The organism is Celeribacter indicus (assembly GCF_000819565.1).
Lineage (GTDB): Bacteria > Pseudomonadota > Alphaproteobacteria > Rhodobacterales > Rhodobacteraceae > Celeribacter > Celeribacter indicus.
The window spans coordinates 3,624,503-3,648,881 of sequence record NZ_CP004393.1 but is presented as its reverse complement, the minus strand read 5'-3'; the positions used below and the strand labels follow the sequence as shown (position 1 = coordinate 3,648,881).

Here is a 24,379-nt window from a genome sequence, read left to right as displayed (position 1 = left end):
ACGGGGGGTGACGGCGGGCGGGCGCAGGCGCTCCCTGCGCGATCCGATGGCGCGGCAGGATTAACAAAGTGTTACTACTTTCACGAGAGTTTTATCGAAAACAATACAACCCTGACGATATTTTTCGCTTGATCGAGGGCGCGACTGTCCTTAGGGTCGTCCGTGCAAGCAGCAGAAAGGACTGTCCGGCTCCGGGCGCACCACCCACCCCACCCCTCGCTCCCAAGTCCGGGGTCGGCAGTCATCCCTTCGAAATCGTTCGAAGTCACCCGCCCGGTCCCCCACCGGGCGGGTTTCGCTGTGCCGGGACGGCGCGCGGTTGGCGCGCGAAGGGCTTGAAACGCCGCCCGGAAACGGGGATAAGGCTTGGCAGGCAACAAGGAGTCACCGATGCGCGCCCGTATCTATCAGCCCGCACGCAATGCCATGCAGTCCGGCCAGGCGAAGACGAGACAATGGTATCTCGACTACGCGCCCGCCTCTGCCCGCAACATCGACCCGCTGATGGGCTGGACCTCCTCGAACGACACCCAGACGCAGGTGCGGATGACGTTCGACAGCAAGGAAGCCGCGATCGCCTATGCCGAGGAGCACGGGCTGGAATTCGTCGTGCAGGAGCCGCACCGGCGCGCGCCGAACATCCGGCCGGGCGGCTATGGCGAGAATTTCGCGACCAGCCGGCGCGCGCCCTGGACCCACTGACCGGAGACCCGCCGATGCGCCGGACGGGGTCCGGCGCCCTTGCCGAAAGGCAGCCTTTCCCACCGGCCGACGGCCGGATCGCGGCCCCTTAGCTCAACTGGATAGAGCAGCGGACTTCTAATCCGCAGGTTGAGGGTTCGAGTCCTTCAGGGGTCGCCAAATTTCCCGTCAGCTGCCAATGCACCATAAGCTTGCACGATTTGGCGGTTTTCATGCACACCCCCTGTCAAGAGGCTTGAGGTGCGATGGCGCAGATTTCTTCTAGTGCATTGAGATAAAACTCTGTTTCAGAGAAGCCCGTGGCTCGCTGTCATTTTGTGCCTTGAGTTTGCAAGAGTGCCACAACTGGCTCAACTTCGTTCCGAAGATAGATCCGTCCGACATCCAAGCCGTTCGGTCGGAACGGCTGGACCCCCTCGCTCTCAAGAACGGCCAGAATCGTGTTCCTATGCGCACCGGTTTCGGCCGAAAGCATCGTTGGTGTCGTGTAGCTGGCTTCAAACGCAGCAATATCGTCGCGGCTCATGCGCCATTCCCGTCGCATGGTCGTGGGATTCAAAACCAACATCGCAGGCGTGTAACCACCTTCGATCAGAGCCAAAAATTGACCTTTGCCCCGAATGCCAGCCGTCCGGGCGAAGGCCGCTGCGGTCACCTCGCCATGGTTGGTCGATGGCTTGCGCTTCGGCGCGGCCTTCTCCTTGAACGCAGCAACCTCAGTGATTTCCACCACAAACCCGTGGTAGCCGAACACATCAGAACGCTTACCAAGGCGCAGAAAACCAGTCCTGATAGCGGCAATGATCGCGCCAACAGGAAGGTCCAGCCGCTTGTGAACGAGTTGGATCGTCTCCCACCCTGGCTCCTCTGGGGCAACCGGCTGCGCATAGGCCTCCAACTCCTCAAGAAGAGCTTGGCCATCCGCAATCCGCCAAGGCGATTTGATCGTTGCGATTTTGGTCCTCGGGACGAGAACACCGTCTGCCTTCAACCCTTTCAATTCGGCCAGCGTTGCGCCGATTGCCCGTCGCAGAGCAATCGGGCCGACCAATGTAGGGATTTCATCAAGAATGTGCTGCCAAGCTTTCGCATCAAAGGTCTTGCGGGCATCGGCACGCGCGTCACTGAGCGCAAACGCGCCCGCTTCTGTCAAAAAATCATTAAGAACAGCCGGGCCGATTCCGGTTTCCTTGGATGCTGATGTAAGAGAGTGGAGGCGCCGCTCTGTCACGGCCTGCCCGAGAAGGTCATCACCCGGCGCCAACGGCCATATTTCCAGAAAATAGTCACGAAGGATCCCGCGAAATACCGCAAAGGCATCGTCATCAAGGTAGATGCTCTTGAGGTGTCTGAAGAGCGGAGCCAATTCGCCCTGCGTCACGATGTGCCCACCGTCCTGTGATCGCATAAGGATGTCCAGAGCCGCTCGGATCCCATCAGGGCCTTGCGAGACAAAGGCAAAGCCCGTGGCCTTGGCATGCCGATCGTCCGGAGCCTCGCCTTGTTTGCGCAGCAAAGCTGCACCGATAAACTCGCAGATTGTGATCGCTGGAAACACCGGCTGTGAGGCCAGCCATGTTTTGTCCGCAGAGATACCTTGCGAGAGACGTTTATCAAGCCAAAGGTCATAGTCGGTAGGATCAATGCGCACGCAGTCGAATGATCCGACTCGCAGGTCTGGCAGGATTTCCGCCAATCTCGCTCCAATATCATCCCGTTCGATGGGGCGCGAACTAGACCACAAGGGAACCAGCGGATGGTGGTGCTGGTGGCAAATATCAACACCTCTGCAGAGCCAGTCCCCCCGCAAGGCAATGTGCCGCAATGGATGGGGCTGATCCGCGGCATGCTCACGCATGCAGTGTGGACAGCCCCGAATGATCGGGTTTCGTAGCGCCCGCGAGACGAAGACTTCCTTCCGAAACCGCATTCGGACGTCTCCGATGCGTTCACCTGTCCAAGAGAGCAGCTCGGCGAGCTGCGTGGCCGACAGCCCTGCGCGTTCTGCAAAAATCGCGACAGCCTCTTCGTCCTGCTCCAGGATACGCCGAAAGGTGGTACCGAGATCGAGGGCGAAGTTGGCAGCGTCGGTTCCATTCAGGATTGCCATGCGCGAAAACAGCGACGGGAGCGTCTCGCGGTCAACGGGCTCCACTGTAAGGGCGAGTTTCCGCAGCAAGTACACCTCCTGTGTGATCAAACGCCCCACGTGTTGCGATACGCCGCTCCATAGCCGTTTCGGGATCGGAAGCGAAGTCGCCATTCGCTGCAAGCGCAGATGGAAACATGTGCCATGCGGGGCCTGATAGGGATGCTACCGACGTGAACGGCCCAATCCGGACCTTCACCGGAAGGGTCAACGCTGCGGTGCGGCTACCACTCAACAGTCATTCAGGACATCATGCGGCATGGCTGGGTAGGCCGAAGTCGGCGGCGGGGGCCGTCGCCGAGTTTGCACCAATGTCCTCTTTCCTGTTTGTGGCTTCGATCGGCTTTGTTGCGCAAATTCCGTGAGGGATTCATCTCGTGAAACCAGCATGGTAGCTCGGGTGCATGAGCAGACCCACATCCCCGACCTACAGGACCAGGAGCTGGCCAGCCTACAATGAAGCGCTCAAGCGCCGGGGATCGCTGACCATCTGGTTCGATCCCACGATGAGCTGGGATGCCGCGCCGTCAGGCAGGCGTGGCCGCCAGTAGACCTAAAGCGATGCTGCCATTCAGACCTGCCTGACGATGAAGGTGCTGTTTGGGATGGCGCTCCGGCAGACGACCGGCTTCGTCGAGAGCCTGCTGCGATTGGCCGGTCTGAACTGGCAGGTCCCAGACTTCAGCACGCTGTCGCGCCGCCAGAAGACGCTGGCCGTGAACATCCCATATCGCGGTTCCGACGGGCCACTGCACCTGCTGATCGATAGCACGGGCATCAAGGTCGAGGGCGAAGGCGAATGGCATGCCCGCAAGCAAGGTGGCCCCAAACGGCGGGTCTGGCGCAAGATCCATCTCGGGATTGATGAGGAAACACTGGAGATCCGCGTTGTTGAGATCACCGGGAGCCTTATCGGTGACGCACCGGTGCTGCCCGACCTGCTCGGCCAGATCCCGGCGAGCGAGCAGATCGGGAGCGTCACCGAAGACGCTGCCTACGACCCGGGGCTTCGCCCGTTCAGGGCTGAATTGATCCACTGGATCAATTCCGGGACGCCCTTCACCCCGCAAATGCCACGATGCCATCGCTGACCGTGGCGCCCACGCTGTCATTCCGCTCTGCAAGAACGCCAAACCGTGGAAGGCTATCACCGCTGGCGCGGTCACACGAAACGAAGCACTGCGGACATCGAAATACCTCGGCCGCGCGATCCGGCGGCGATGGAGCGGATATCACCGCCGAAGCCGTGTCGAAACGAATATGCATTGCGTGAAACTGCTGGGCCAGCGGCTCATGGCTCGGGACTTCGACCGTCAGGTCGCCGAGCTCCAGGTCCGCATCGCCGTCCTGAACGGCTACACCGCGCTCGGCATCCCTGTCACGGAAGCCGTGGGATAAGTCTGTCCGGGGAAAGGGGAACCTCGGCCATCAGGCGATTTGCGCAACAGAGCCCTATGACACCCGTGTCAGCTGCGGACGCACCTCGCAGACTTCATGGCAGCTTACAACTTCGCGCGCAGGCTCAAGACCCTCAACGGGCTCACACCCTACGAATACATCTGCAATATCTGGACTTCAGAACCAGACAGTTTCATCTTGAACCCGATCCACCAAATGCCGGGACTGAACACCTAGAATGCTCGTCACGTGCTTTTTGCCGCGTCGATCACCAATCCCACGGAAAAGGTTTACGGGCAAGGATTTATCGTATCGAAATACCTTGGCGCACGGTCATCCCATTGCATCGCCGTGTTCCCAGTGCGCGGCCACGGTCGGCAGCGACTTTACGCCTCGACGACTGCAACATCTGGCTTCCCCACTTCAGCGAAGTGGACAGGATGATTGGGACCAAGCTTGATGAAATCCTCTATCATATCAATTGCCTTTGCCAGTCCGGCCTTGTCGAGACAGCACTCCCAGACCACGAGGATGCGCCACCCCTCCTCCAAGAGCCTCTCGACCGCAGCAGCGTCTCTTTCAACATTGGCCCGAAACTTCTCCGCCCAAAAGGAGGCATTAGTGGACGGATTGGTGGCCTTGGAACAACCGGAGTGACGATGCCAGAAACAGCCATGAACCTGTATCGCAACCTTCCATTTCGGCAACACGATATCTGGTCGCCCAGGAAGTCGTTTGTCATGAATGCGAAATCGGAAGCCTCGCGCATGCAATGCCCGGCGGACAAGCATCTCCGGCTTCGTGTTCGTTGCCCTGATCCCCGCCATCATTCGTGATCGCGTTTTCTTGTCCACCACATCCGTCATGAGGGAAATGTAGCCATTTGGCCCCCATTTTCCACCTGGCATTGATAGCAAAACCTGGTAGAGATGCGCGTCCAGGAAGGATTGCCATGACCCGGAAATTTGCCATCATTGATCTATTTGCGGGACCCGGTGGCCTCGGTGAGGGCTTCTCGCGGGCTGGTCGTGCATCCGATGCAGGGATGAAGATCCATCTGTCCGTCGAAATGGATGACCACGCCATCCAGACGCTGCGATTGCGCGCTTTCCTGCGGTCCTTCGACGAGTTTCCTCAGGAATACTACAATGCGCTGAACAAGGGCGCACCTTTTCCTGACTGGTCGGAACTCTATCCATCGAACTGGAAGTTGGCGGAACAGGAGGTCAGGCAGCGGGTTCTGGGTGGGGACGGCGTGTTCGAAGAGCTGGCTGTCGAACTCGACCACGCCCGCGAAGCGCACGGAGGAAACACGATCCTGATCGGGGGGCCGCCCTGCCAAGCCTATTCCCTCGCGGGTCGTTCAAGGAACAAGGGCAAGGCTGATTACGTGCCGGAGCAGGATGAGCGGCACTACCTGTATCGAGAATACGTGCGAATTCTGGATCGCCTGAATCCGGCGGCCTTTGTCATGGAGAATGTCAAAGGCATGCTATCGAGCAAGGTCGATGGCGGGGGCATCTTCAGCAGGGTTCTGGATGATCTCGAGGCTTCGGGGGACGGGTATCGACTGCTCCCCCTGGCTCAACCGACACCCCAAGATGGCAGCCGGGCTGAGGCGCGCAGCTTCCTTATCCGGGCCGAAGACCATGGTGTTCCTCAGGCTCGCCACCGTGTCATCATCCTCGGGATACGCAAGGACATCGCGGCAGGTCTGGATTTGGATGGCCCGATCCTGGGGGAACCCCAGCCGCCGGTCACGGTCGGTGAGGCCATCACCGGCATGTGGCAATTGAGAAGCGGTTTGAGCCGACAGGACAGCGTTGACAGTTGGCACCACGCTGTCCGTGAGCAGGCCCTCGCCATCGCGAATGCCAGTGAAATCCCCGACGATGTACAAGCAATCGCGCGCGCGATCGCCTCGGCCAACGATCTGCCTCACCATCGCAGCAGTGGTTGGAAGGGTGAGAAGTCAAAAATGCCGGATCATCTCCAAGCTTGGTTCTCTGACGACCGGTTGCGCACAACACTCCAGCACGAGACCCGCGGCCACATTCCGGAAGACCTCGGGCGGTACATGTATTCGGCCGCCTACACTCATGTATTCAAGAAAGCCCCGAAGCTGATCGAGTTCCCTGAGTTTCTGCAGCCGAAACACAAAAATCGCAGCTCCGGAGACTTCGCCGACCGTTTCCGGACGCAGGCAGCAGGCAAGCCGTCAACGACCGTGACCAGCCACATCTCGAAGGACGGACACTACTTCATCCATCCGGATCCGAAGCAATGCCGCGCGCTGACTGTGCGCGAGGCAGCACGTTTGCAGACGTTCCCGGACAACTACTGGTTCTGCGGCCCACGCACGAAGCAGTATCATCAGGTCGGCAACGCGGTTCCACCCTACCTTGCACATCAAATCGCAACGGCCGTCATGCGGTTGCTGTCGTGAAAACGATGCGACGAAGGCCGATCACTCGCCCGCCTTCGCCTCTTCAGTGATACCGAAGCCGTTGCTCTCCAGCTTGGCGAGCGCCTTGATTGCAACTGCGGTCTGGTTCTCGGTGGGGATACGGTCAGGAATTTTCGCGCAGATTCCCAAGACCTGATATTCCATGGGAGTCAAAAGCTTGTGGCTCCGCCCCCAGTTTCGCGCTTCGTCCCAGAACTTCGGCCCGAGTTCGAACACCCGAGTTTGATCCTCGACGCTCTTGGTCAATTCGACGTCATCCTTGATCGCGTCGTCCTCACTGCGCGCTTCCTCGGGAGCTATCAGCATTCCTTTGAAGTCTTCCGGGTAATCCAGCTTCGTTTTTCTGAAACGCTCCCAGCAGGCCTGCTTCTTGGCCCATTCGCTCATGTTCCGGATGCCTTCCGGCGGACTGGTGATCAGGCTCTGTGCTTCGGCGGCGGCGACCAGCAGCGCCTCTTCCAAGGCGGCTGGTACGGTCTGCATGCGCCAGACCCGTTGGAGATCGACTTGCTTCTCTGCGGCTTCGGCGTCGTGCGCGACCTTTGCGATGGCATAGGTGACGATGTTCGCCCGGTAGCCACCTTCATACCATTCCTGTGCCGAGACCAGCTTTTCCAGCCTGCGGAAGATGATGGCCTTCGCAATCAATTGACGATACCAGACTTCGTCCACCCGGGCACCACTCTTGCCCCAGACTTTCTGGATCACCTTGGCGAATTCCGCGAAGTTCTTCTGAGCCCCCTTTGAGACCTCTTCAGGACGCCCGCTCCATGAGTTCTCGAACTTGGCCAGGTCGGTCTTGGTGAAGAACTGCGACTTCGGGAATTCGGCATCCCATTTGTTTCTCTGAGCGGAGGTCTTCTTGGCGCGTTCGTCTGCGAACTGACCGCGCGCCCGTTCGTAGAACCATTTGGTCTCCCGGTATCCATCTGCTCCAGCCGGCGCGAGGATCTTCCGAGATAGTTCTTCAATGCGAATGTGAAACGGGTGGTTGGCAAAGAAGTCCGCGGCGTTGACCTTGTTTTGGCTGTTGGCGAATTCCGAGATCTGCGGGACCACCGTCGGTGCCAGTGTCGGAGGAACGACATTCAGTTTCATCTGGACATAGATGTCTTTAAGACCTTCGCCAGCCAGCTTGCGGGCAGCATGGATTGAGGCTGTAGTCTGACCTCCATTTACGATCTGAAGGTTTTCGGCGCGGGTAATCACCAGACCGTCTTCGGTCTTCTCGCAGATGACGTTTTCTGCTGTGGCGGAAAGCCCGTTATTATAGGCAAAAAACATCTGGGGATCATCCTTGATGGTGTCCCTGATGCCTCTGTTCACCTTGCCGCGCGCCTGAAGGAAGCTCCTCACGTTGGCTTCCAGCAGACGGGCACCCCATCGATCGTAAACCTGGGCAAGCTGCGCACCCGGAATGACCGCGAGATAGCTTTCGAGTGCCGTATCCGCCCCGGACGCCCGGAGAACCGGCACTGCACCACCGAATTCACCGGCGAAATCAATCGTCAGATCTTCGCGGGCTCTGCCCTGTTCGAGGTATGCCTGAAGGCGTTTCAGGTCCCACGAACTGTAAGTGACGGGCTTGCCGCCAATTTCACCTGCGGGTTTGGCGTCCGCCTTCGCCCGGTTGTCCGAATTTGTGACATAGATCAGTTTGATCTTTTCGACGAGCGGCCACCGGGTCTGGATGAGCTCGACCAGTTGCGCGGCATTGCTGGTTTCTTCCAGGTCATCGAGGAATTGCTCCGTCCGCGAATGTCTCAGGAACTCCACCAACTTCGCAAACTGCGTTTGCAGGTGCTTGCCATCAGTTTTGCGCACCTCCGGCGTGATCTGGAAGTCTGTCAGGATCAGTGCAAGCTCACCGTTGGTGTCACGTGGATCGCCGCTGTATCCGCTGACCTGCAACGTGACCCTCCCCCGCTTGCCAGCGAAGTGGCAGTAGTCGGCTTCCTCGATCTCGCCGGCTTCGTTGAGGATCTCTCCAACCTTTTCAAAGAAAGCTTCCTGGACATAGGCGCCCATCGCATCGGCGTTGCCCTGGATATCCGCGATCAGACTCTGATGGAATTCCTCAAGCTCCGACATCCCGTGTCTCCCCCAATAGCAATGTCTTCAAATCTGTTGTGGTCTCGAAGCCGGTGCAGGCGTCGAGGCGTATCGAATAGGCCAGTTCTTCGGTCCCTGCTGGCAGGGGCGGGACAATCCTCGGGAAGCCCTCGACGACCTGAAACAGCCGTGCCGCTCCAAGGTGCCAGCGACGTTCCGGTTCGACGGCGTCTTCCGCATAGGGGCTTTCGGCGATGCGCTGCTCCCACACGTCCAGCGCTGCAACATCATCTTCGAACAGCTTCGCCGTTCTGTTCACATGATCCTTCAGGTTGTCACCCTCGGCATCCAGTGCGGTGTCCACATCCTGGACGCGAAGGAACAGCTGGGCTCCGACGATGTCCATCAGTTGGGCCTCGGACGAAATCCGGATCTTCGGATGGGCCGCGCTCCTCCGCGCCTTGACTTCGAAGAACATGCCGGGAAGCTCGAAGTCCTTCGCGCTGTCATCCGGCCCTTTCCAAGCTTCCACCGCCTTGCTCGGACCGATGACAGCGACGAGCTCGCGCAGAAATGCAAGTTCGCCGACTAGGCCACGTTGCACTTCCAGCGGCATTCCCTGCTTGCCGCCCCGCAGAAGATGGTGCCAGCGCATGGCCCGCCGAACGGCGCGGCCGAGTGCCCCTTGGAGATCGGCGGCCTCTTCACCCGCTGAAACCACGTCCCGACAAAGTGTTTCGAAAAGGTCGATATGGGCGAATTCGGACAGCGTGATGCAAAGGTGGTTGGCGCCCTCGACGACCCGGTAGAAAACGCCGACATGCTTGAGCTTCGGCAATGGGCGCACCTCTTCGACGCCAGCCGAGAGGCGCAGCACCAAACCCGGAGCCCCGTCAGGCATCCTCACCCAGAAGAAGTCGAACCGCCCCTTGCTGTCGACACGCCGCGCCTCGTTCTCGGCGAGGCTGGCCCACGGTCCCTCAATCGTCCTCATATGCGCCATCGTCATCCTCTTCGGAGCCGTAGATTTCGCGGAACTTCACCATGTTGATGATGTATTCCACCCGATCATTCGGTTTGGCGGACGGGGGAAGGCTGATGCTCCAACCGATCACGGGACGCTCGGGCAGCCGGTCGAGCACGCTCTTGTCACGCAACTGATCAATGTCCTTTTCCTCAGGCTGGCGAACCTGCACGACATGAAGCACGAACAGTGGCTTGTCGCGGACCTGGCGATAGATCCGGTCTGGGAATGACGGGCGCTTTTCCTCGTCCGTTCCATCGAGTTTCTCAGCGGCCAGATATGCTGCTTCAGCTTGCTTGGCCTTTTCCTCATCGACCCCGATACGCTCTACGCCACGGGAAGCAATGCGGGCGCGCTTGCCACTCATGGACAGAAGATGATCGCCGAGGTCGGCGTAACCGATACGGCGCATCTGCGGTCCGACGGTCCAGCCGCCGATATCAAAGTTGTCGGCTTCGCTCTTCACGTCGGTGACAAGAACGTCCCACTCTTTCAGTTCGTCATCTTGCCGATCGCGTATGTAGCCGCGAACCGGCCCGGGTTGGGTCAGGAAGGCTTGTTCATGGTTGCGCCAGGCGAGCAGAAACTGGTCGATCAATTCGACCGGCACGTCCTTCAGAAGATGTCCACCGTTCACCTTGTCAGCTGCCGCCGGTCCAAGTCCTCGTGCGGCCATGCCCTTCAGCAGGCGCACAGCGGCTTCATGGTTCGCTGCAAGTTCCTTTGGCTTGGCCGTGATCTTTGCGGTCTCAACCCAAGCGTTGGACAGGCCGATCAGGATGTGTTTCTGGCCTGACCCCATTTTGTTGCGGGCAGTCACCAAGAGCGATGCTGGGTGGCTGCGCACGGCCAAGCCGAAGTCGGAAGGCGTCGCCTTGGCCTTCTCCATCTTCTTCAACTCGAGATGCAGTTCCTCGCTCGCTTCGGCGATGTGAGCATACCAGTCGATCGCATCGGAGGGCATCCAGATGCGGCACAGATCCTCGTAGCCGCCACGATAGCCGAACCATCGGCCCATCTGCATCAGCGTGTCATACATCATGGTGTTGCGGAGGAACCAGGTGACCGTCAGGCCTTCGAGCGTGAGGCCCCGCGACAGCGAGAAGCCGCCAACGGCAATGACTGTCTGGCCAACGTTGGACTCGCCGGTATAGTCGAGGCCGTTGGCGCGGCTGTTCACCTCGACGACCTTCGCCGCCGCGACCGCTTCAAGCATGGCCGCAAGCACCTTGGACCAGTCCGGCTCGGCGTCGAAATACTCCCTCTCCCAAGTCTCATGCAGATCCGCAATCATCGCGTCGCGCAAAGCGGCGTCACCACGCGCACCGTTGACACGCAGCGAGTCCTGAATGCCGCCGACGTATTGGTGCAACCGGTTCCGCAGCAGACCCTGCACATCCGTGAAGCGGCTTGCATTCACAAGCATCGAGCAGTGTTTCGAGGCTTGGCCGCGCAGATTCCGGATTGTCCGCGCGATCAGAAACGCTCGCACGGCCTCTTTCAGGCTTTCAGGTAATTCATCGACCGTCTGGTCGATGCGGTGCTTCATCGGCAGAACGTCTTCGTTGTCAGTGATGTAGCGCAGCCAGACAGGGTCGCCATCATCGGGAATTCCGTCGATGAAAATCTTCTTCGCGCCGAAGTAGTTCGACGGCGCATCCAACCCCACGATGAAGTGCTTCGGGAAAAGATCTTCCTTGAGCGCTTCGTCATACTGGTCCGGGTCGACGAAAATGTTGGCGAAGGGCGTTGCCGTGTAACCTACGTAGCAACTGCGGTGGAACATGTTCAGCAGATCGCGGATCTGCCCATTGATCTTGGTGATCTCGTCCTTCGAATACTTCGTATTGATCGAAGCGTTGTCGGCCTCGTCATCGATCAGCAGCATCGGCTGGTCGATCATCTGATCGTCGCCCCTGGCACTGTTCTCGCGCAGCCAGTCCAACAGGTTGCGCAGCGTGTTGTGGTTCTTCTTGATGACCAGAACCACCGGCACCTTGTATGAATCGATCTGGCTGGTGTTGGTGGACGCCGTGTCCTTTCGGAAGTCGGCGAGTGTATTCGTCAAGCCAACCGGGACATGGCGGTCATCAAACAGTCCGACACCGATGGCGCGGTTGCCCTTCTTGCCCTGCGTTGCCAGCCGCCCGGTATCACGACCGATGAAGCCTTCGTCGATCCTTTCCTGGGTTTGGTTGCGCAGATTGTTGTGGATGCCCGCGATCACGACGATCAGTCGGTAGCCCGCATCCGCCGCCTTGCAAATCAAGCCGGTGTAGTTCGCCGTCTTGCCGCTCTGGACGTGGCCGACAACCATCCCCCGGCGATCCCATTTCTCATCGAGTCCCGGATTGCCCAAGCGACCGAGGATGCGGTCAGTTAGTTCGTCAGTGGTGGTGATGACGTCTTGTGGCAGGCCGTTCTTGTGCAGCAGCTTTTTGTAACGGTCCCAGTAGAACGGGTCGATGGACGCCTTGGCCTCATCCAGCCAGGGGCGAAAGCTCTCGTCATCGACCATCGCCCCGAGCCCCATGGTGATGCCGAAACGCTCCTCAATGTCACGTGCGAGCTGCTCGATGGCATCCGGCCCGGCATTCACGTTCAACGCCCCGTTCATCGTAGTTATGAACGTCCGCAGTTCGGTGCCGCTTTTGCGCTGATGCGCCAGTGATTGCGAAACGACATCATCAAGATGCTTGAGCTCTGCGGTCACGAGGGTTCTCCCTGTATTTCTTCGACAAGCCGTCGAATCGCGTCCTTGTGGTGGATGAACGGCTCGGTCGAGCATAGAGCTCGCACCACGTCATTTCCTGTCATGTTCGAATGCAGCAAAGCCCTGATGGCGATCTCGGCCGAGTCGGCGAAATCCGCGAAATCTGCCGCGTCTTGGGTCACATCCTCGGCGCCGCCCAGCATGTCCGCGTGCAATGCAGCAATGGGCAAGCCGCTGCCCAGAAGACTGATGCAGGTCCTGAACCCATGCCGAAACTCTTCAGGCAGCGCGGCGGCGAAACCGGTGATCGAGGGGTGCTCGACATTGGGGCGGTAGACGATGCCACCATCCCTCTGCACGCGGTTCCAGAGCGGCAGATACTCATCGGACACGAGCTTTCGGCCCCGGCGCTGGTAGGTTCGCTTCGATGTTCCCTGGAGCCGTTCAACGATCCTCCGCAATCGTTCGCGCACAACTGGCGGCATCTGGGCCGATGCCTTGCGAACGTCGATCTTCCAGTCCGAGTCCATGGTGTTCGGGATGTCGACACGCACCCTTGCCAGTTTCGTCAGTTCTGTCTGCCGTGCGAGGCCCAGCCAACTGCCGGCGATGATGAGACGGCGCTCACGATAGATGTAGAAGCCTTGGGACCTTAGATGGCCTTCGGGGCCACCGAGGTCTTCCCAAGCCGTCTTCGACATCTTTTTGTGATGGGGAAGCGTGAAGCACTGGGTAACCACTTCGCCGTTGAGTAACGGCAAGATATCTTCGGGATCCGTCTGCGTTGCCGGGTGATCCGTCGCAAAGGGGTCTATCGGCAAGAGCTTTCGGTCGTTCAGCAGTATCCGCAGAGCGGGTTTGCTGCCCTCCATGTAGCGATGGAAGCAGAGCCGCAAGTGGCGCTCCGCACCCGAAATGGCCTTGTTGATTTCAGCTGAGCGCTTTGCAACATCATTCCGAAAGTTCGTCGAGAGCCGATCGAGCTTGCGCCAAAGCACAATGGTCCCGGCATTCGGCAGCCTGTCCGCTGCGGGTATATCTGTCAGGTCATCCTCGAGGTCTACGCGCCAGTCATTGCTCTCCGCAACCTTGTCGAGATCCCATGTCGCGGCAGATGTATGACCATCCTTCCTGGAGATCACGGTCAACTGGCGGCATTGCGAAAAGCTCGCGCTCTTCAAGCCCAACCCGAACCGTCCGAGATCATGACCTTCGCGTTCCTGAAGCGGATTTTTCGTCCCAGGCCGCATTGCTTCAATCAACTCGGGTTCGGTCATGCCTGTCCCGTTGTCGACGATTGCGATCCACGGATCATCTGTCGCCGTTTCTGCGAGAATTTCGACCTTGGTCGCCTTGGCAGTCACCGAATTGTCGATGACATCTGCCATTGCAGTTTCCAAGGTATAACCGAAATCCCTCATACCTTCGATCAGTGATGCCGCGTACGGAGTCGCGTCTGCCTGTCGTTTTGTTGTACGCACAACCATACTTCTCTGCGTTTGAGCAACACATTTTCGCTATGGCCCTCCCTCTCGCGAGCCGTTGCATTTCAATGTGAACACACGGCACACGTAAGTTGAAGATGAAAAGCATTTTCTTTTGGAGCGTTGCGATGGCCGTGAGCCCATTGGAATGTGAGCCTCAGCCAGACTCACACGAACGGCGCGAGCTTGACCCTGACACGTGCTACCGCGAGTATTTTGCCACAGGCATGCTCTCAGTATGACGGTATCCTCAGTAAGAAAGGAAAGCGCATGATCGGTCCGTTCATCTGCATAGCTGGCATAGTGATCAGCTTCGTAGGAGCCATCCATTGCTGGCTCGTCTACCGGGATTGTGTCCGTCGGGCCCATGTCGACCCTGAACGGGTTAAGAGGTTTGTGGAAAGTGCGCCGCTGCATCTCCTCGAGGAGTTGAAGGCGAAGCGCCCGGCCTGTCAGTGCTGCGGTGCGCCACTCAGGCTGCAGGGCGAGCAATCGTGAAGGTTCTTCCTACCTGGCCAGGCGAGGTACCAATGGAATCGTTGATCAATCATTTATGGGCGGCATGCCGAACGGTCCCTATGGGACCTACAGCCTCGGTCAAGTTTGCAGCAGCGCAGCAATAAAAATTAGTGGGTCGCATGGCTCACGCTTTTGGTGAGGTGCGGGCGCCGCCCAGGACACCTGCCGATCAGTCGGCCTCGTGTTTGCGAAAAACCAAATCCGTTTTTTCGCAATAATATCATACCATTAGAATCACTTGCGGCGGTTTGAGTGCTATGGCATGGGCGCTCCAGATAATCGTCCACTCCCGATGGAATGGTGCGTCCCTCCCATGTCTGTCCTCAGCGAGTGCCCGATGATACCTGCGCTACATACCCCTAGCTGACACTGAATTCTTCCTGCCCGGCCAGCCTCCGGCTCAGAGAGATGTTCGACGCACAGCGAACTCAATCTTCCTTCCAATCCGAGGCTCTGCCCGCATGTCCGCCATCATGGCGGCTGGCGGAGCTATGACGAAAGTCCCCATCCATGCCCAAAATCCGCTTCATCCTGAGCAAACAGCTCGATCCGGCACTCGACGAGGCCGCCATCATCAAGCGTCTCAAGGAATTCTACACCGCCTTGCAGGACAAGCGGCAGATTTCCGATGGCATCCCCCAGGAAGAGCGCGCCGCCCACAATGAACTATGGCGCTACCCGCAGAATGAACTCCCGAAAGCGCTCGAGATCCGGATCAGGCGGTGGGCGCAGAAGATCCACCGCCACCATCTGAAGGAGGTCGAGCCAACGCGCCTGTCGCGAGAAGACCGTGCCATGCTGCAGGGCTGTCGCGATGGCGCCGAAATCTTCGACCTGCGCTCTGCGCATCATATCGACGAGATCGCCGCGGCGCTTCATACGGAGTTCCCATGGGTCGCAGAGGCGACGACACATGTATGGCGCAGCCTCCACCATCATCGCGCAAGTGGCAGGCCCGGTGCTCAATTTGCGCCGATTCTTCTCGATGGCCCGCCTGGCATTGGCAAAAGCGCATGGGCACGTCGTCTTGCGCAGCTGCTGGAAACGCCGGACATGACCCTCGACGCCACAGGCGAGAATGCCAGTTTCGGACTGATAGGAAGCCAACGCGGCTGGGCAAATGCCGGCCCCGGCCGGCTTGTGAGCCTGATGCTGATGCGGCAGGTTGCTAATCGGCTTGTCATTATTGACGAAATAGAAAAATCCGGCACGCCTAGGTCTGACAAGGGCCGGGCTTTCAGCCTACCGAATGCCCTCCTACCGCTGCTTGAAGACCTGACAGCAAGTCGGTGGACCTGTCCATACTTCCAGCACCAGTTCGATATGTCTTTCGTCAACTGGGTCTTCACGTCCAATAGCCTGCGCGGCCTGCCGGAACCGCTCCTGTCGCGGATCCGCGTCGTCAGCGTGCCCTCACCCACGCCGGGGCAGATCAATGACCTTGTCCTGCGTGAGGCCGAGAAGCGGCAGCTTTCCCCGCTCATCATTGCGGCCATCACGACCGCGCTGGCTGAGGCGTTCGAGGCAGGCCATCAGATCAACATCCGGACTGTCAAACGGATGCTGGAGCTGGGCTTGGACCAACAGGGCCGGCCGATGCTCCATTGACCCGAGCGGATCAGATTAATCATTAAAAATCATATGGTTAAGTGAGTTTTCCACATTCATGAAGACTTGGCGACCCGTTTTCAATTGGGATTTTCGCCGACTTCGCGGAAAATAAGCGCATGGCCCACCCAAGCGCTACCGGGTGGGGCAGGACGGAATTTCGCCCAGACCGGGCACCAGAAGCAGAGGTACTGCCGCATCATCACATCTGTCACGCTACCGATAGCGGTTGAGCGTGGCAAGAGTGGCATGTCCTCTTGAAAAGAAACAAAAATGCACCCGGCGCAACGCTGTTCCGGGAACGGAGAAGTCATGTCTGCCGATCAGACTATTGATCATGACAGCTGGAACTATTCGCCGGCGAAGCTGCCCAGGCAGTCCAAGATCAAACTCGGGCGGATCCACGGTGTCCTGCCTTTCACCGGCGTTCGCAATCCCGGCTTCCGGAGCTCGAGCTCGCATCGGGTGTGGATGACCTACCGGACCATCGCGAATGACTTCCAGCCCAAGTCCGGCATTGCCGAGAGTGCAGCGGAAGCCGCCGTCGCCCACGAGCTGCTGCTCTCGCCTCTCCTCTATGATCTGCAATTCCAGCCGCTGAAGGTCTATCTGCGTCCTGGTGACCGCAAAGGTCCGAGCTATACGCATGACTTGCTTGCCACTTTCGTGGATGGACGGCGCACGCTCATCTTCGTTCGCAACTCCGACAGCCTGCAAAAGCCTCGGACGCGGCGCGATATCGAAGCGATCCAAGCGGCGACACCCTCGCGCGCTGCAGATAGCATGATCATCGTCGATGCTGGCCGCTATTCGCGGCAGCGACGGGAGAACCTGTTCCGGCTGCATGAGGCCATCCAGACACCCGATCCGGAAATCGACGACATCGTGCTCTGGACCGCCTGCAACCATCGTTCGCTCTGGCTGAGGCGTGATCTTTTTCCGCTGCTCGATTTGCCGCAGAAGACGGTCTTTAAATCCTGCTACCGCCTGATCGCGCGTGGCGCCCTGCGTGCGAACCTCGATCATGTGATCGCGGAGTGGTCGCGCGTCGAGGTTGCGTCATGACGATCGCGCCTCGCTACAACTTCGAAGCCGGAACCGAAATCGTGGTCCAGGGGCGCGACCTCCTGCTCCGCAAGGTCGGTTCGCAAGGCTATGAGCTGGCGGACCCGATGGGCGGCCAGATGAGTATCCTTGGGTTCTCATCCTTCGTCGAATTGATGAAATCCGGCGCCGTGACTTTCGCCCCTTCGCAGCTGTTGCCGGAGGGAAGTGCCAAGCTCAGGCTGGGTGGTCTGAGCGTCGCGGCTCAACTCTCCGATGAGCAACAGACTTATGGCCGCTTCCACTACGCGATATGCAGGGCGATCGATGAGCTCCATTGCCACCGGACCATTGTCGAGGGCGATGAGGACTTCCGGATTTCCATCGGCGCCTTGAACGACCCCGCGAACAGGAAGTTCTTGCGTCCACTCGTCGAAGCCTTTTTTGGCGAGCGCGTGCATCTGGGGGCGGCCACCTTGAAGGGCGGCCAGCAGAAGAGCTGGTTTCTCTACAAAGGGCGGACGCTGAAGAAATACTACGGGATCTATCAGGGTCTCCAGGACGGTGATGATGTCATCGCTGGGCTGGCAACACTTGACCACCTGAAAGGCAACGAGACACCGCGTCTGCCCTTGCGTCTGAAAGAACTCATGACAGAGGCGTGGGAGGAGATCGGCTTGGATCTCAAGGGACCGTCGGTGGCGAATGTGCATGGCTACCTTGCAGCACTGATCAACAGGGAAAACCGGCAGCGGGCGCTCAACGACCTCCCCGCGCTCCCGGTCCCATCCCATCAATCCGTTCTTCGTCACCGCAAGGAGCTGCTCACGCCGACCGAATACATGGTCGCGACGAAGGGCGAGCGCCACGCGCGCAACAAGCGGGGCCGCGGCAGTTCTGACGTGCGGGCGCTCATGATCGGCGAATTCTGCGAGATGGACGAATGTCGGGCCTCCCTGATTACCTCGGCCAAGGCCAAAGGCTATTGGCATACGCTGTCTGAAGATATGAAGAAGGCTATGGAATGGGCGGATGAGGAGATCCGCAGCCGCCTCAGCATCCTTGTCATGATCGATGTCGCAACACGCATGCCGCTGGCCTGGGTTGTCAGCGACCAGCCAAAAGCGGAAGCCACGATGCAGCTGCTGCGGATGGCAACGCGCGACAAGACCCGCGAGAGGCGCATCTACGGTTGCGAGGGCGAGGCTATGCCGGCCATGGGGCTCGGCATGGTGCGCAACGACAACGGTACCGGCCTGCGGAACGCCGAGGTCAAGTCCGCGCTCATGGGGATCGCATCGGCGAATACCGATGTGCGGACCTACGCGTCGGCAGACAAGCCGTATGCCGAACGGATGTTCGGCACCACGGAATCCGTCTTGTTCAAACTGCTTCACGGCTACACGGGTCGCAAAGCAGGAGAGCTGCCCGGATATGACGCCAAAAAATCAGGCGTCCTTGACATCGATCTTCTCTATGAAATCCTGACCAAGTTTTTCATCGACGAGTACCCGTCCCTGAAACACATGGGCGTCGGTATGAGCGGGCGCCGCCCAGCAGAGGTCTATCAAGAACTGAATGAGACCAGGGAGACATTTCGTCTTTTGGATGAAGATCTCCGTCGCGTCCACTTGGGCTGGCCATTCAAGTTGCAGCCCAACGATGAGGGTGTGCGGGTGCTTGAAGGCCTCTTCTATGCGTCAGACGAATTCCAGGCCGCCCGCGAACACCACAAGGGCAAGGTCACCGTTTATATCGATCCGGACGATCTGAGCTTTGCGACCGCAGTGATCCCGCGTGATCCAAAGACATACAAGCTTGCACTACAGACGACCGTCTTCGCCGATCTGACCGCATCCGAATTCCTGGAGCTGATGACGCACTACCGGCGTGAAAACCCCGAGGTGACAACACTCTACGAAGACCGGATCGCAAAGGTTCGCCTCGAGAGGCATGATCAGCTCAAGAAAATCGGCGTCGAGCGGCGTTTGCCGAGGAGCTATGTCACTCAGGCCGAAACCTGCAAGAAGGCCAAGAGCCTGTTTGCCGCATCTCGGCTGGTCACCACGCACGTGCCGCTCGACACGGTCGCCCCAGGTACCCTGGCCACCGCGATCTCGGGCCCGGGGATCCTTCCTCTCGGCGGAGCAAGCCTCATCGACCACGAGCCTGCGGAGCCGTCCTCTACGCCAGCAATACCAACCAGGAAATCGAAGCCCAAGGCGGAGAACCCGCCTTCGGAAACCCCTGTCAGGCTCGGCCGCCCCGCCCAGAAGGGCGAGCTCTCGTGACTACCGCCACCTCAACGACGTCCAGCAATTCAAGGATACCCATGGGTTTCATCGACCAGAACCGCGTCAACGCATCGGTTGCTCTGCAGCGTGGGCACTATACCTTCCCGCGCGCGGCAAAGCTCCGCGAAGCTTTCGAAAACTGCCTGCACGACTACTACGTCAAGGCCTCCATCGGCGGGCATTTCGAAGCACGCGGCTTGCTGGTGACTGGGGAATCGCGGGTCGGCAAGACCTCGGAGACCGTCCGGCTTGTGGAGAAATTCAACGCCAGCATGACCGCGATGCCCAATGGGAAGCCGGGTAAGTTCATCTACTGCAAGCTTGACGGGTCGATCAGCTGGAAGGATCTGGGTCACAAGACGCTCGAAGCTCTCGGCTACCCCGCGAACCCCCGGCGCACCCAAGGTGAACTCTGGAACATGGTTCGCCACCAATGCCGCGAACAGGGCGTCATCGGCCTCTACTATGACGAATGCCAACACGCCTTTACTTCTGGCGAAATTTCCAATGCAAAGCTCCGCGACCGCTTCAAGGCGCTGATGAAGGAACCGGAATGGCCATTGATGCTCATCCTGTCAGGCGTGCCGGTCTTGGCCAGCCATGTAAACTCTGAAGAGCAGATCGCCCATCTCCTCTCCCACATTCATTTCGATGAGATCCACTTGGGCAGGTTCGCTGATCCGACAAGGGACCCGGACATGATCGAACTGAACAAGCTCGTCTACACCTATGCCGAACGCGCGGATATCGATGTCTACGACCTCGTTGATGTCGATTTTCTGCAGCGCCTCGATTTTGCCTGCGTTTCCAGGTGGGGCCTCGTCATCGAGCTGCTGATCCGCGCCTTTGGCTTGTGCAGACTTCGCAGCCAGAAGACCGCCACGGTCAAAATGTTCTCCGAGGCCTACGCCCAGAACTCCCGCCTGCCTCAGGGCTTGTGCCCTTTCACCGCGCCCGGCTATCGCGACATGATCGACGGCGACAAGCTCATGGAGATGGTGCTGGACGAATAGCGGCTGGCCAATACCGGTATGGACGTTTCAGGGCTCGCATTGCGGGCCCTTTTTTTGACCGCAACCGTGCATGCTTATGTGTCTGCTGTGCATGCTTATGCCTTGCGGTGAAGAGCGCACTACGATAAGCAACTGAAATACATAACATATTCATGTAGAATACAGCCGCCGAATCATCTGGGTGTGCAAACTTATGGTACATTGGCAGTCAGCCAATCCGGCACAAGCGTGCCCGTTCGCGGTGTTCATGCACGCCCCTGTCGGGGGGCTCTCCGTGATGATCCGGGACACTCGGGCCAAAGATGTCTTCCCCGGATGGCGCAGACACGGCGGGGCCCGCAGAAAGCCGACTTCGGTGGTCCATGCCGCGGAAGCCGGTTCGGGGGTGAAAATGCGCATTCACCGGGACATGGCGAAGGTCAGCTATTCCCCACGGGGCGGCTTCGCCCGTTTCGCCAACAGGCCAGATGCCGCGACCGCACCGATCACGACCAAGAGCGCTCCCAGCAATGCTCCCCAACTGACAGTCGCCACGCCGAAGAGTGCCAACAGGGCGATTGATCCCACCGGGGTCAGATAGGCGATGCCGGAAATGGTCGAGGCGAAGCCGGTCCTGGTTGCCTTGTCCCAAAGGACGTTCGACAGGGTCAACGGGGCGATCCCAATGCCCGCGACCGCGAACCACTGCACCGCCGACAGCGTCGTTCGCTCTTCAAACATGCAATGTGCCAACAGCGCCATCACCGCCAGAATGCCCATCGACGGGCCGATGACCTCACCAGTGCCTTTCGCAGCCGATCTGATTGCCGCGTAGACTGCGAAAGTAAGCCCGCTGAGGAACGCCAGGAGGATGCCGAACTCGTCGAAGCCGTGCTCGAAAGTCGGACCAATCGCGAGTGCTGCGCCAAGAAACCCGAGGCAAATGCCTGTCTTCGCGAGGAACGACAGCCTTTCACCCCTGGTGACCGACAAGATCGTCACCAACATGACCGGCCAGAGATATGCGACAACGTTCGCTTCGGCTGGTCCGATACGCGGCATCGCCATCAGGTAAAGCACGTTGTTCACAAGCAAGGCGGTGGCGACGAACGCCATGGTTCCGGGGCTTGTCCGCACAAAAGCGCGCGCATGACCCTGGGCAGCAGAAATCAGAAATGCGATCACGAACCCAATGGCAGAGGCCAGACCGAAAACCAGAAATGGCGGCGCAGCCCCCGCGACCGTCGCAAGCGTTGGCCAGGTCGACCAGAACAGCACAGCCCCGCCTGCAAGCCCGACGGCCTTCCCCCGCGGAGGGAGAGGCTTGTTCGGCAACCAACTGGCTTGGAACCACGAAAAGGAGTGTGAGATGGCGCTATTCATTCCGAAACAGTAGCCTGTGCCGTGATCTCTGCAAAGCCGTCAGGGGGGAACGGCCGCTCCGTTCCGCAGATCCCGCCGCAAGGAAGACGCCCGCCCTTGTCCGGCGCGCGGCCTTCACAGCGGGCGGTCGATTCCCTGATAGATCTCCTCGAGCGCCTTCTGGCGGCGGTCGTAGGCGTCGCGGATGCAGGCGGCGTCCGCGCCGCAGGCCTGGCGCTGTTTCAGCCAGGCAATCTGGCTGTCCTGGATGCTGCCCCGCATGCCCATGGCGAAGAGGCCGGTGAGAAAATCGAAGGTCGTCACCATCCGCACATCCGCGTCGTTGAGCTCGCGCGTGTCGCAGATCACCTGTTCGTCGGGCGCGAGGTCGGGAAGGTCGCAGTCGAAGCTCGCCGCCATGGCCGCAGGGGCGAGCGCGGTGCCGGGCAGGGCAAGGACGAGGCAGAGGAAAAGGGATTTCATCGGGGTCTCCGTCGCTGTCTCGGTCCGGCGGTGATCTAGCGCCGCAGGCCGGGGCGGCCAGTCACGGCTTCGTGGCCTGCCCGACGGAAGGCCGACGCATATCCGACGCAGGTCCGGCAGGCGGGGGACGGCCCCGCCGGAGCAGGTTCCGTCACGTTTCGAACATTCCCGGCTATGCCGCCTCAGGCGCGCCGGCCGGCGAAGCGGTTCTGCCAGTCCTCGCGCTGCTCGTCTGTGATCTTGGTGAAGAGGTTGTCGGGCACGACGAATTCCCGCCCCGGCGCCAGGGCTTCGAGCGCGGTGGCGACATCCTCCGGCCAGTCGAGGCTGTCGAGGCCGAGGGCGGTCTGGAGCTTTCCTGCCGTGTCGGGGAGGAAGGGCGCGGAGAGGCGGGCGTAGAGCGCGATGAGATTGAGCCCGAGCCGGACCTGTGCCGCGGCCTTTTCCGGGTCTTCCTTGAACGTCGCCCAGGGTGCGGCCGACTGCATGTATTCGTTGCCGGCCACCCAGATCGCGCGCAGCGCCGCGGCACCCTTGCGGACCTCGATCGCATCCATATGCGATTGATATTCCCTGACCTTTTCCGTCAGATCGGCAATCAGCGCCGTCTCCTGCTCGCCATGGGCGCCGCCCTCCGGCACCGCCTCGGAGAATTTCGAGCGGCAGAATTTGGTGATGCGGGAGACGAAATTCCCGAGCACGTCGGCAAGGTCCTTGTTCACCGAGGCCTGGAAGTTTTCCCAGGTGAATTCGGCATCGGAATTTTCCGGCGCGTGGGAGAGCAGCCACCAGCGCCAGTAATCCGCGGGCAGGATGGAGAGGGCCTGGTCCATGAACACGCCGCGCCCGCGCGAGGTGGAGAATTGTCCGCCGTCGTAGTTGAGGTAGTTGAAGGATTTGATGTAGTCGACCATCTTCCACGGCTCGCCGGAGCCCAGCAGGGTGACCGGGAAGGAGAGGGTGTGGAAGGGCACGTTGTCCTTGCCCATGAATTCCACATATCGAACATCGTCGGCGCCCTTGTCGGTCCGCCACCAGCGCTCCCAGTCCTCTTCCCCAAGCCCTTGTTTCGCCGCCCATTCCGCGCCGCAGGCGATGTATTCCACAGGGGCGTCGAACCAGACGTAGAACACCTTGCCGTCCATGCCTTCCCAGGGCGCGCCCTCGAATTGCACCGGCACCCCCCAGGACAGGTCGCGCGTGATGCCGCGATCCTGGAGGCCGTCGCCGTCGTGGAGCCATTTCTTCGCGATGGAGGTGGTGAGCACCGGCCAGTCGATCTTGGTCTCGATCCAGTCGTTGAGCGCGTCGCGCATCTTCGACTGCCGGAGATAGAGGTGTTTCGTGACCCGTTCCTCGAGATCCGTCGCGCCGGAGATCGTCGAATGCGGGTTGATGAGGTCGGTCGGGTCGAGCTGTTTCGTGCAATTGTCGCACTGGTCGCCGCGGGCGCCGTCATAGCCGCAATTCGGGCAGGTGCCCTCGATATAGCGGTCGGGCAGGAAGCGGCCGTCCGTCTCGGAATAGATCTGGGTCTCCTCCACCGCCTCGATCAGCCCTTCCTCGCCGAGGCGCCGGGCGAAATGCTGGGTCAGCCGGTGGTTCTGCGGCGAGGAGGAGCGGCCGAAATGGTCGAAGGAGAGGCGGAAGCCCGCGGCGATCTCCGCCTGGACCTTGTGCATCTCGGCGCAATATTCCGCGACGGGCTTGCCGGCCTTCTGCGCGGCGATCTCGGCGGGCGTGCCGTGTTCGTCGGTGGCGCAGAGGAACAGCACCTCGTCGCCCCGCGCCCGGCGGTAGCGCGCATAGAGATCGGCCGGAAGCTGGGAACCGACCAGATTGCCGAGATGCTTGATGCCGTTGATATAGGGCAGGGCCGAGGTGATGAGCGTGCGTGCCATGAGCGAGCGGGTCCGTCCGTTAGCGAATGTCTTGTGGTTTCTCTATCGCGGCTCGGAGGAAAGAGCCAGAGGCGCGGCGCGATGTCTGCAAGCGGGTCTGACGAAAAGCGCAAGGCCGTGGCGTTTGCACTTGCAGAAACTGTCGGTAAGTTGGCGTCCGGGCGCCGCGCCGCCCGGCGACAGAAGA

General features: G+C 59.8%; 15 protein-coding genes, 1 tRNA gene and 2 pseudogenes. 9 read left to right on the top strand and 9 right to left on the bottom strand.

Annotated elements, in window-relative coordinates; genetic code table 11:
• Positions 1–390: 390 nt before the first annotated feature.
• A complete protein-coding gene (locus P73_RS18000; RefSeq protein WP_043870645.1) occupies positions 391–702 on the top strand; it encodes an ETC complex I subunit in 312 nt (103 codons plus the stop codon).
• A gap of 82 nt (positions 703–784) precedes the next feature.
• A tRNA-Arg gene (locus P73_RS17995) sits at positions 785–861 on the top strand.
• A 151-nt stretch (positions 862–1,012) separates the two neighbouring features.
• Here P73_RS17995 and P73_RS17990 read toward each other — a convergent pair.
• On the bottom strand, positions 1,013–2,881 hold the full coding sequence (locus tag P73_RS17990) for a TniQ family protein (RefSeq protein ID WP_158401957.1): 1,869 nt from the start codon (positions 2,879–2,881) through the stop codon (positions 1,013–1,015).
• Between the two features lie 374 nt (positions 2,882–3,255).
• On the opposite strand from P73_RS17990, the pseudogene P73_RS25160 reads away from it, so the two are divergent.
• Both P73_RS25160 and P73_RS25740 read left to right on the top strand, forming a co-directional pair.
• Positions 3,256–4,249 (top strand): annotated as a pseudogene (locus P73_RS25160) (IS5 family transposase).
• A gap of 69 nt (positions 4,250–4,318) precedes the next feature.
• Positions 4,319–4,486: pseudogene (locus tag P73_RS25740) on the top strand (IS481 family transposase); the annotation flags it as partial.
• Positions 4,487–4,635: 149 nt separating this feature from the next.
• Here P73_RS25740 and P73_RS17975 read toward each other — a convergent pair.
• On the bottom strand, positions 4,636–5,103 hold the full coding sequence (locus P73_RS17975) for a very short patch repair endonuclease (RefSeq protein WP_338032839.1): 468 nt from the start codon (positions 5,101–5,103) through the stop codon (positions 4,636–4,638).
• Between the two features lie 98 nt (positions 5,104–5,201).
• Between P73_RS17975 and P73_RS17970 the strand changes: the two genes are divergently transcribed.
• Entirely contained in the window at positions 5,202–6,695 is a 1,494-nt protein-coding gene (locus P73_RS17970) for a DNA cytosine methyltransferase (RefSeq protein WP_043870643.1), read from the top strand.
• 21 nt (positions 6,696–6,716) lie between these two features.
• On the opposite strand, the gene P73_RS17965 is transcribed toward P73_RS17970, so the two are convergent.
• The 4 genes from P73_RS17965 to P73_RS17950 are packed head-to-tail and all read right to left on the bottom strand — an operon-like array spanning position 6,717 to position 13,893.
• A complete protein-coding gene (locus P73_RS17965) occupies positions 6,717–8,807 on the bottom strand; it encodes an AIPR family protein (protein ID WP_043870642.1) in 2,091 nt (696 codons plus the stop codon).
• Positions 8,794–9,771, bottom strand: a complete 978-nt coding sequence (locus P73_RS17960; protein WP_052453394.1) for a PD-(D/E)XK motif protein — start codon at positions 9,769–9,771, stop codon at positions 8,794–8,796. Before P73_RS17960 ends, P73_RS17965 begins: the two co-directional genes overlap by 14 nt.
• Positions 9,749–12,505 carry a Z1 domain-containing protein gene (locus P73_RS17955; RefSeq protein ID WP_043870641.1) on the bottom strand — a complete coding sequence of 919 codons (2,757 nt, stop codon included), beginning with the start codon at positions 12,503–12,505 and terminating at the stop codon, positions 9,749–9,751. The genes P73_RS17960 and P73_RS17955 overlap by 23 nt, the downstream gene beginning before the upstream one ends.
• Positions 12,502–13,893 carry an ATP-binding protein gene (locus P73_RS17950; protein ID WP_202966913.1) on the bottom strand — a complete coding sequence of 464 codons (1,392 nt, stop codon included), beginning with the start codon at positions 13,891–13,893 and terminating at the stop codon, positions 12,502–12,504. The genes P73_RS17955 and P73_RS17950 overlap by 4 nt, the downstream gene beginning before the upstream one ends.
• A 1,125-nt stretch (positions 13,894–15,018) precedes the next feature.
• Between P73_RS17950 and P73_RS17940 the strand changes: the two genes are divergently transcribed.
• From P73_RS17940 to P73_RS17925, 4 genes are all read left to right on the top strand, one after another.
• Positions 15,019–16,116: an AAA family ATPase gene (locus P73_RS17940; protein WP_043870638.1), complete on the top strand. Its 1,098-nt coding sequence runs from the start codon at positions 15,019–15,021 to the stop codon at positions 16,114–16,116.
• A gap of 312 nt (positions 16,117–16,428) precedes the next feature.
• Positions 16,429–17,181, top strand: a complete 753-nt coding sequence (locus P73_RS17935) for a PDDEXK family nuclease (protein ID WP_043870637.1) — start codon at positions 16,429–16,431, stop codon at positions 17,179–17,181.
• Positions 17,178–19,451 (top strand): hypothetical protein, encoded by a 2,274-nt coding sequence (locus P73_RS17930; RefSeq protein ID WP_043870636.1) that lies wholly within the window; start codon positions 17,178–17,180, stop codon positions 19,449–19,451. Before P73_RS17935 ends, P73_RS17930 begins: the two co-directional genes overlap by 4 nt.
• Before the next feature lie 41 nt (positions 19,452–19,492).
• Positions 19,493–20,467: an ATP-binding protein gene (locus P73_RS17925; RefSeq protein ID WP_043870635.1), complete on the top strand. Its 975-nt coding sequence runs from the start codon at positions 19,493–19,495 to the stop codon at positions 20,465–20,467.
• A 423-nt stretch (positions 20,468–20,890) separates the two neighbouring features.
• On the opposite strand, the gene P73_RS17920 is transcribed toward P73_RS17925, so the two are convergent.
• The 3 genes from P73_RS17920 to metG all read right to left on the bottom strand — a co-directional run bounded on the left by P73_RS17920 (position 20,891) and on the right by metG (position 24,192).
• A complete protein-coding gene (locus P73_RS17920) occupies positions 20,891–21,724 on the bottom strand; it encodes a DMT family transporter (protein WP_158401956.1) in 834 nt (277 codons plus the stop codon).
• Between the two features lie 219 nt (positions 21,725–21,943).
• Positions 21,944–22,291, bottom strand: a complete 348-nt coding sequence (locus P73_RS17915; RefSeq protein WP_043870633.1) for a lysozyme inhibitor LprI family protein — start codon at positions 22,289–22,291, stop codon at positions 21,944–21,946.
• Positions 22,292–22,473: 182 nt separating this feature from the next.
• A complete protein-coding gene (metG, locus tag P73_RS17910) occupies positions 22,474–24,192 on the bottom strand; it encodes a methionine--tRNA ligase (protein WP_043870632.1) in 1,719 nt (572 codons plus the stop codon).
• Between the last annotated feature and the right edge of the window lie 187 nt (positions 24,193–24,379).

Coding starts and splice junctions, on each gene's coding strand:
- P73_RS18000 (WP_043870645.1), top strand. CDS start 391: ATGCGCGCCCGTATCTATCAGCCCGCACGCAATGCCATGCAGTCCGGC.
- P73_RS17970 (WP_043870643.1), top strand. CDS start 5,202: ATGACCCGGAAATTTGCCATCATTGATCTATTTGCGGGACCCGGTGGC.
- P73_RS17965 (WP_043870642.1), bottom strand. CDS start 8,807: ATGTCGGAGCTTGAGGAATTCCATCAGAGTCTGATCGCGGATATCCAG.
- P73_RS17960 (WP_052453394.1), bottom strand. CDS start 9,771: ATGGCGCATATGAGGACGATTGAGGGACCGTGGGCCAGCCTCGCCGAG.
- P73_RS17950 (WP_202966913.1), bottom strand. CDS start 13,893: ATGGCAGATGTCATCGACAATTCGGTGACTGCCAAGGCGACCAAGGTC.
- P73_RS17940 (WP_043870638.1), top strand. CDS start 15,019: ATGCCCAAAATCCGCTTCATCCTGAGCAAACAGCTCGATCCGGCACTC.
- P73_RS17935 (WP_043870637.1), top strand. CDS start 16,429: ATGTCTGCCGATCAGACTATTGATCATGACAGCTGGAACTATTCGCCG.
- P73_RS17930 (WP_043870636.1), top strand. CDS start 17,178: ATGACGATCGCGCCTCGCTACAACTTCGAAGCCGGAACCGAAATCGTG.
- P73_RS17925 (WP_043870635.1), top strand. CDS start 19,493: ATGGGTTTCATCGACCAGAACCGCGTCAACGCATCGGTTGCTCTGCAG.
- P73_RS17915 (WP_043870633.1), bottom strand. CDS start 22,291: ATGAAATCCCTTTTCCTCTGCCTCGTCCTTGCCCTGCCCGGCACCGCG.
- metG (WP_043870632.1), bottom strand. CDS start 24,192: ATGGCACGCACGCTCATCACCTCGGCCCTGCCCTATATCAACGGCATC.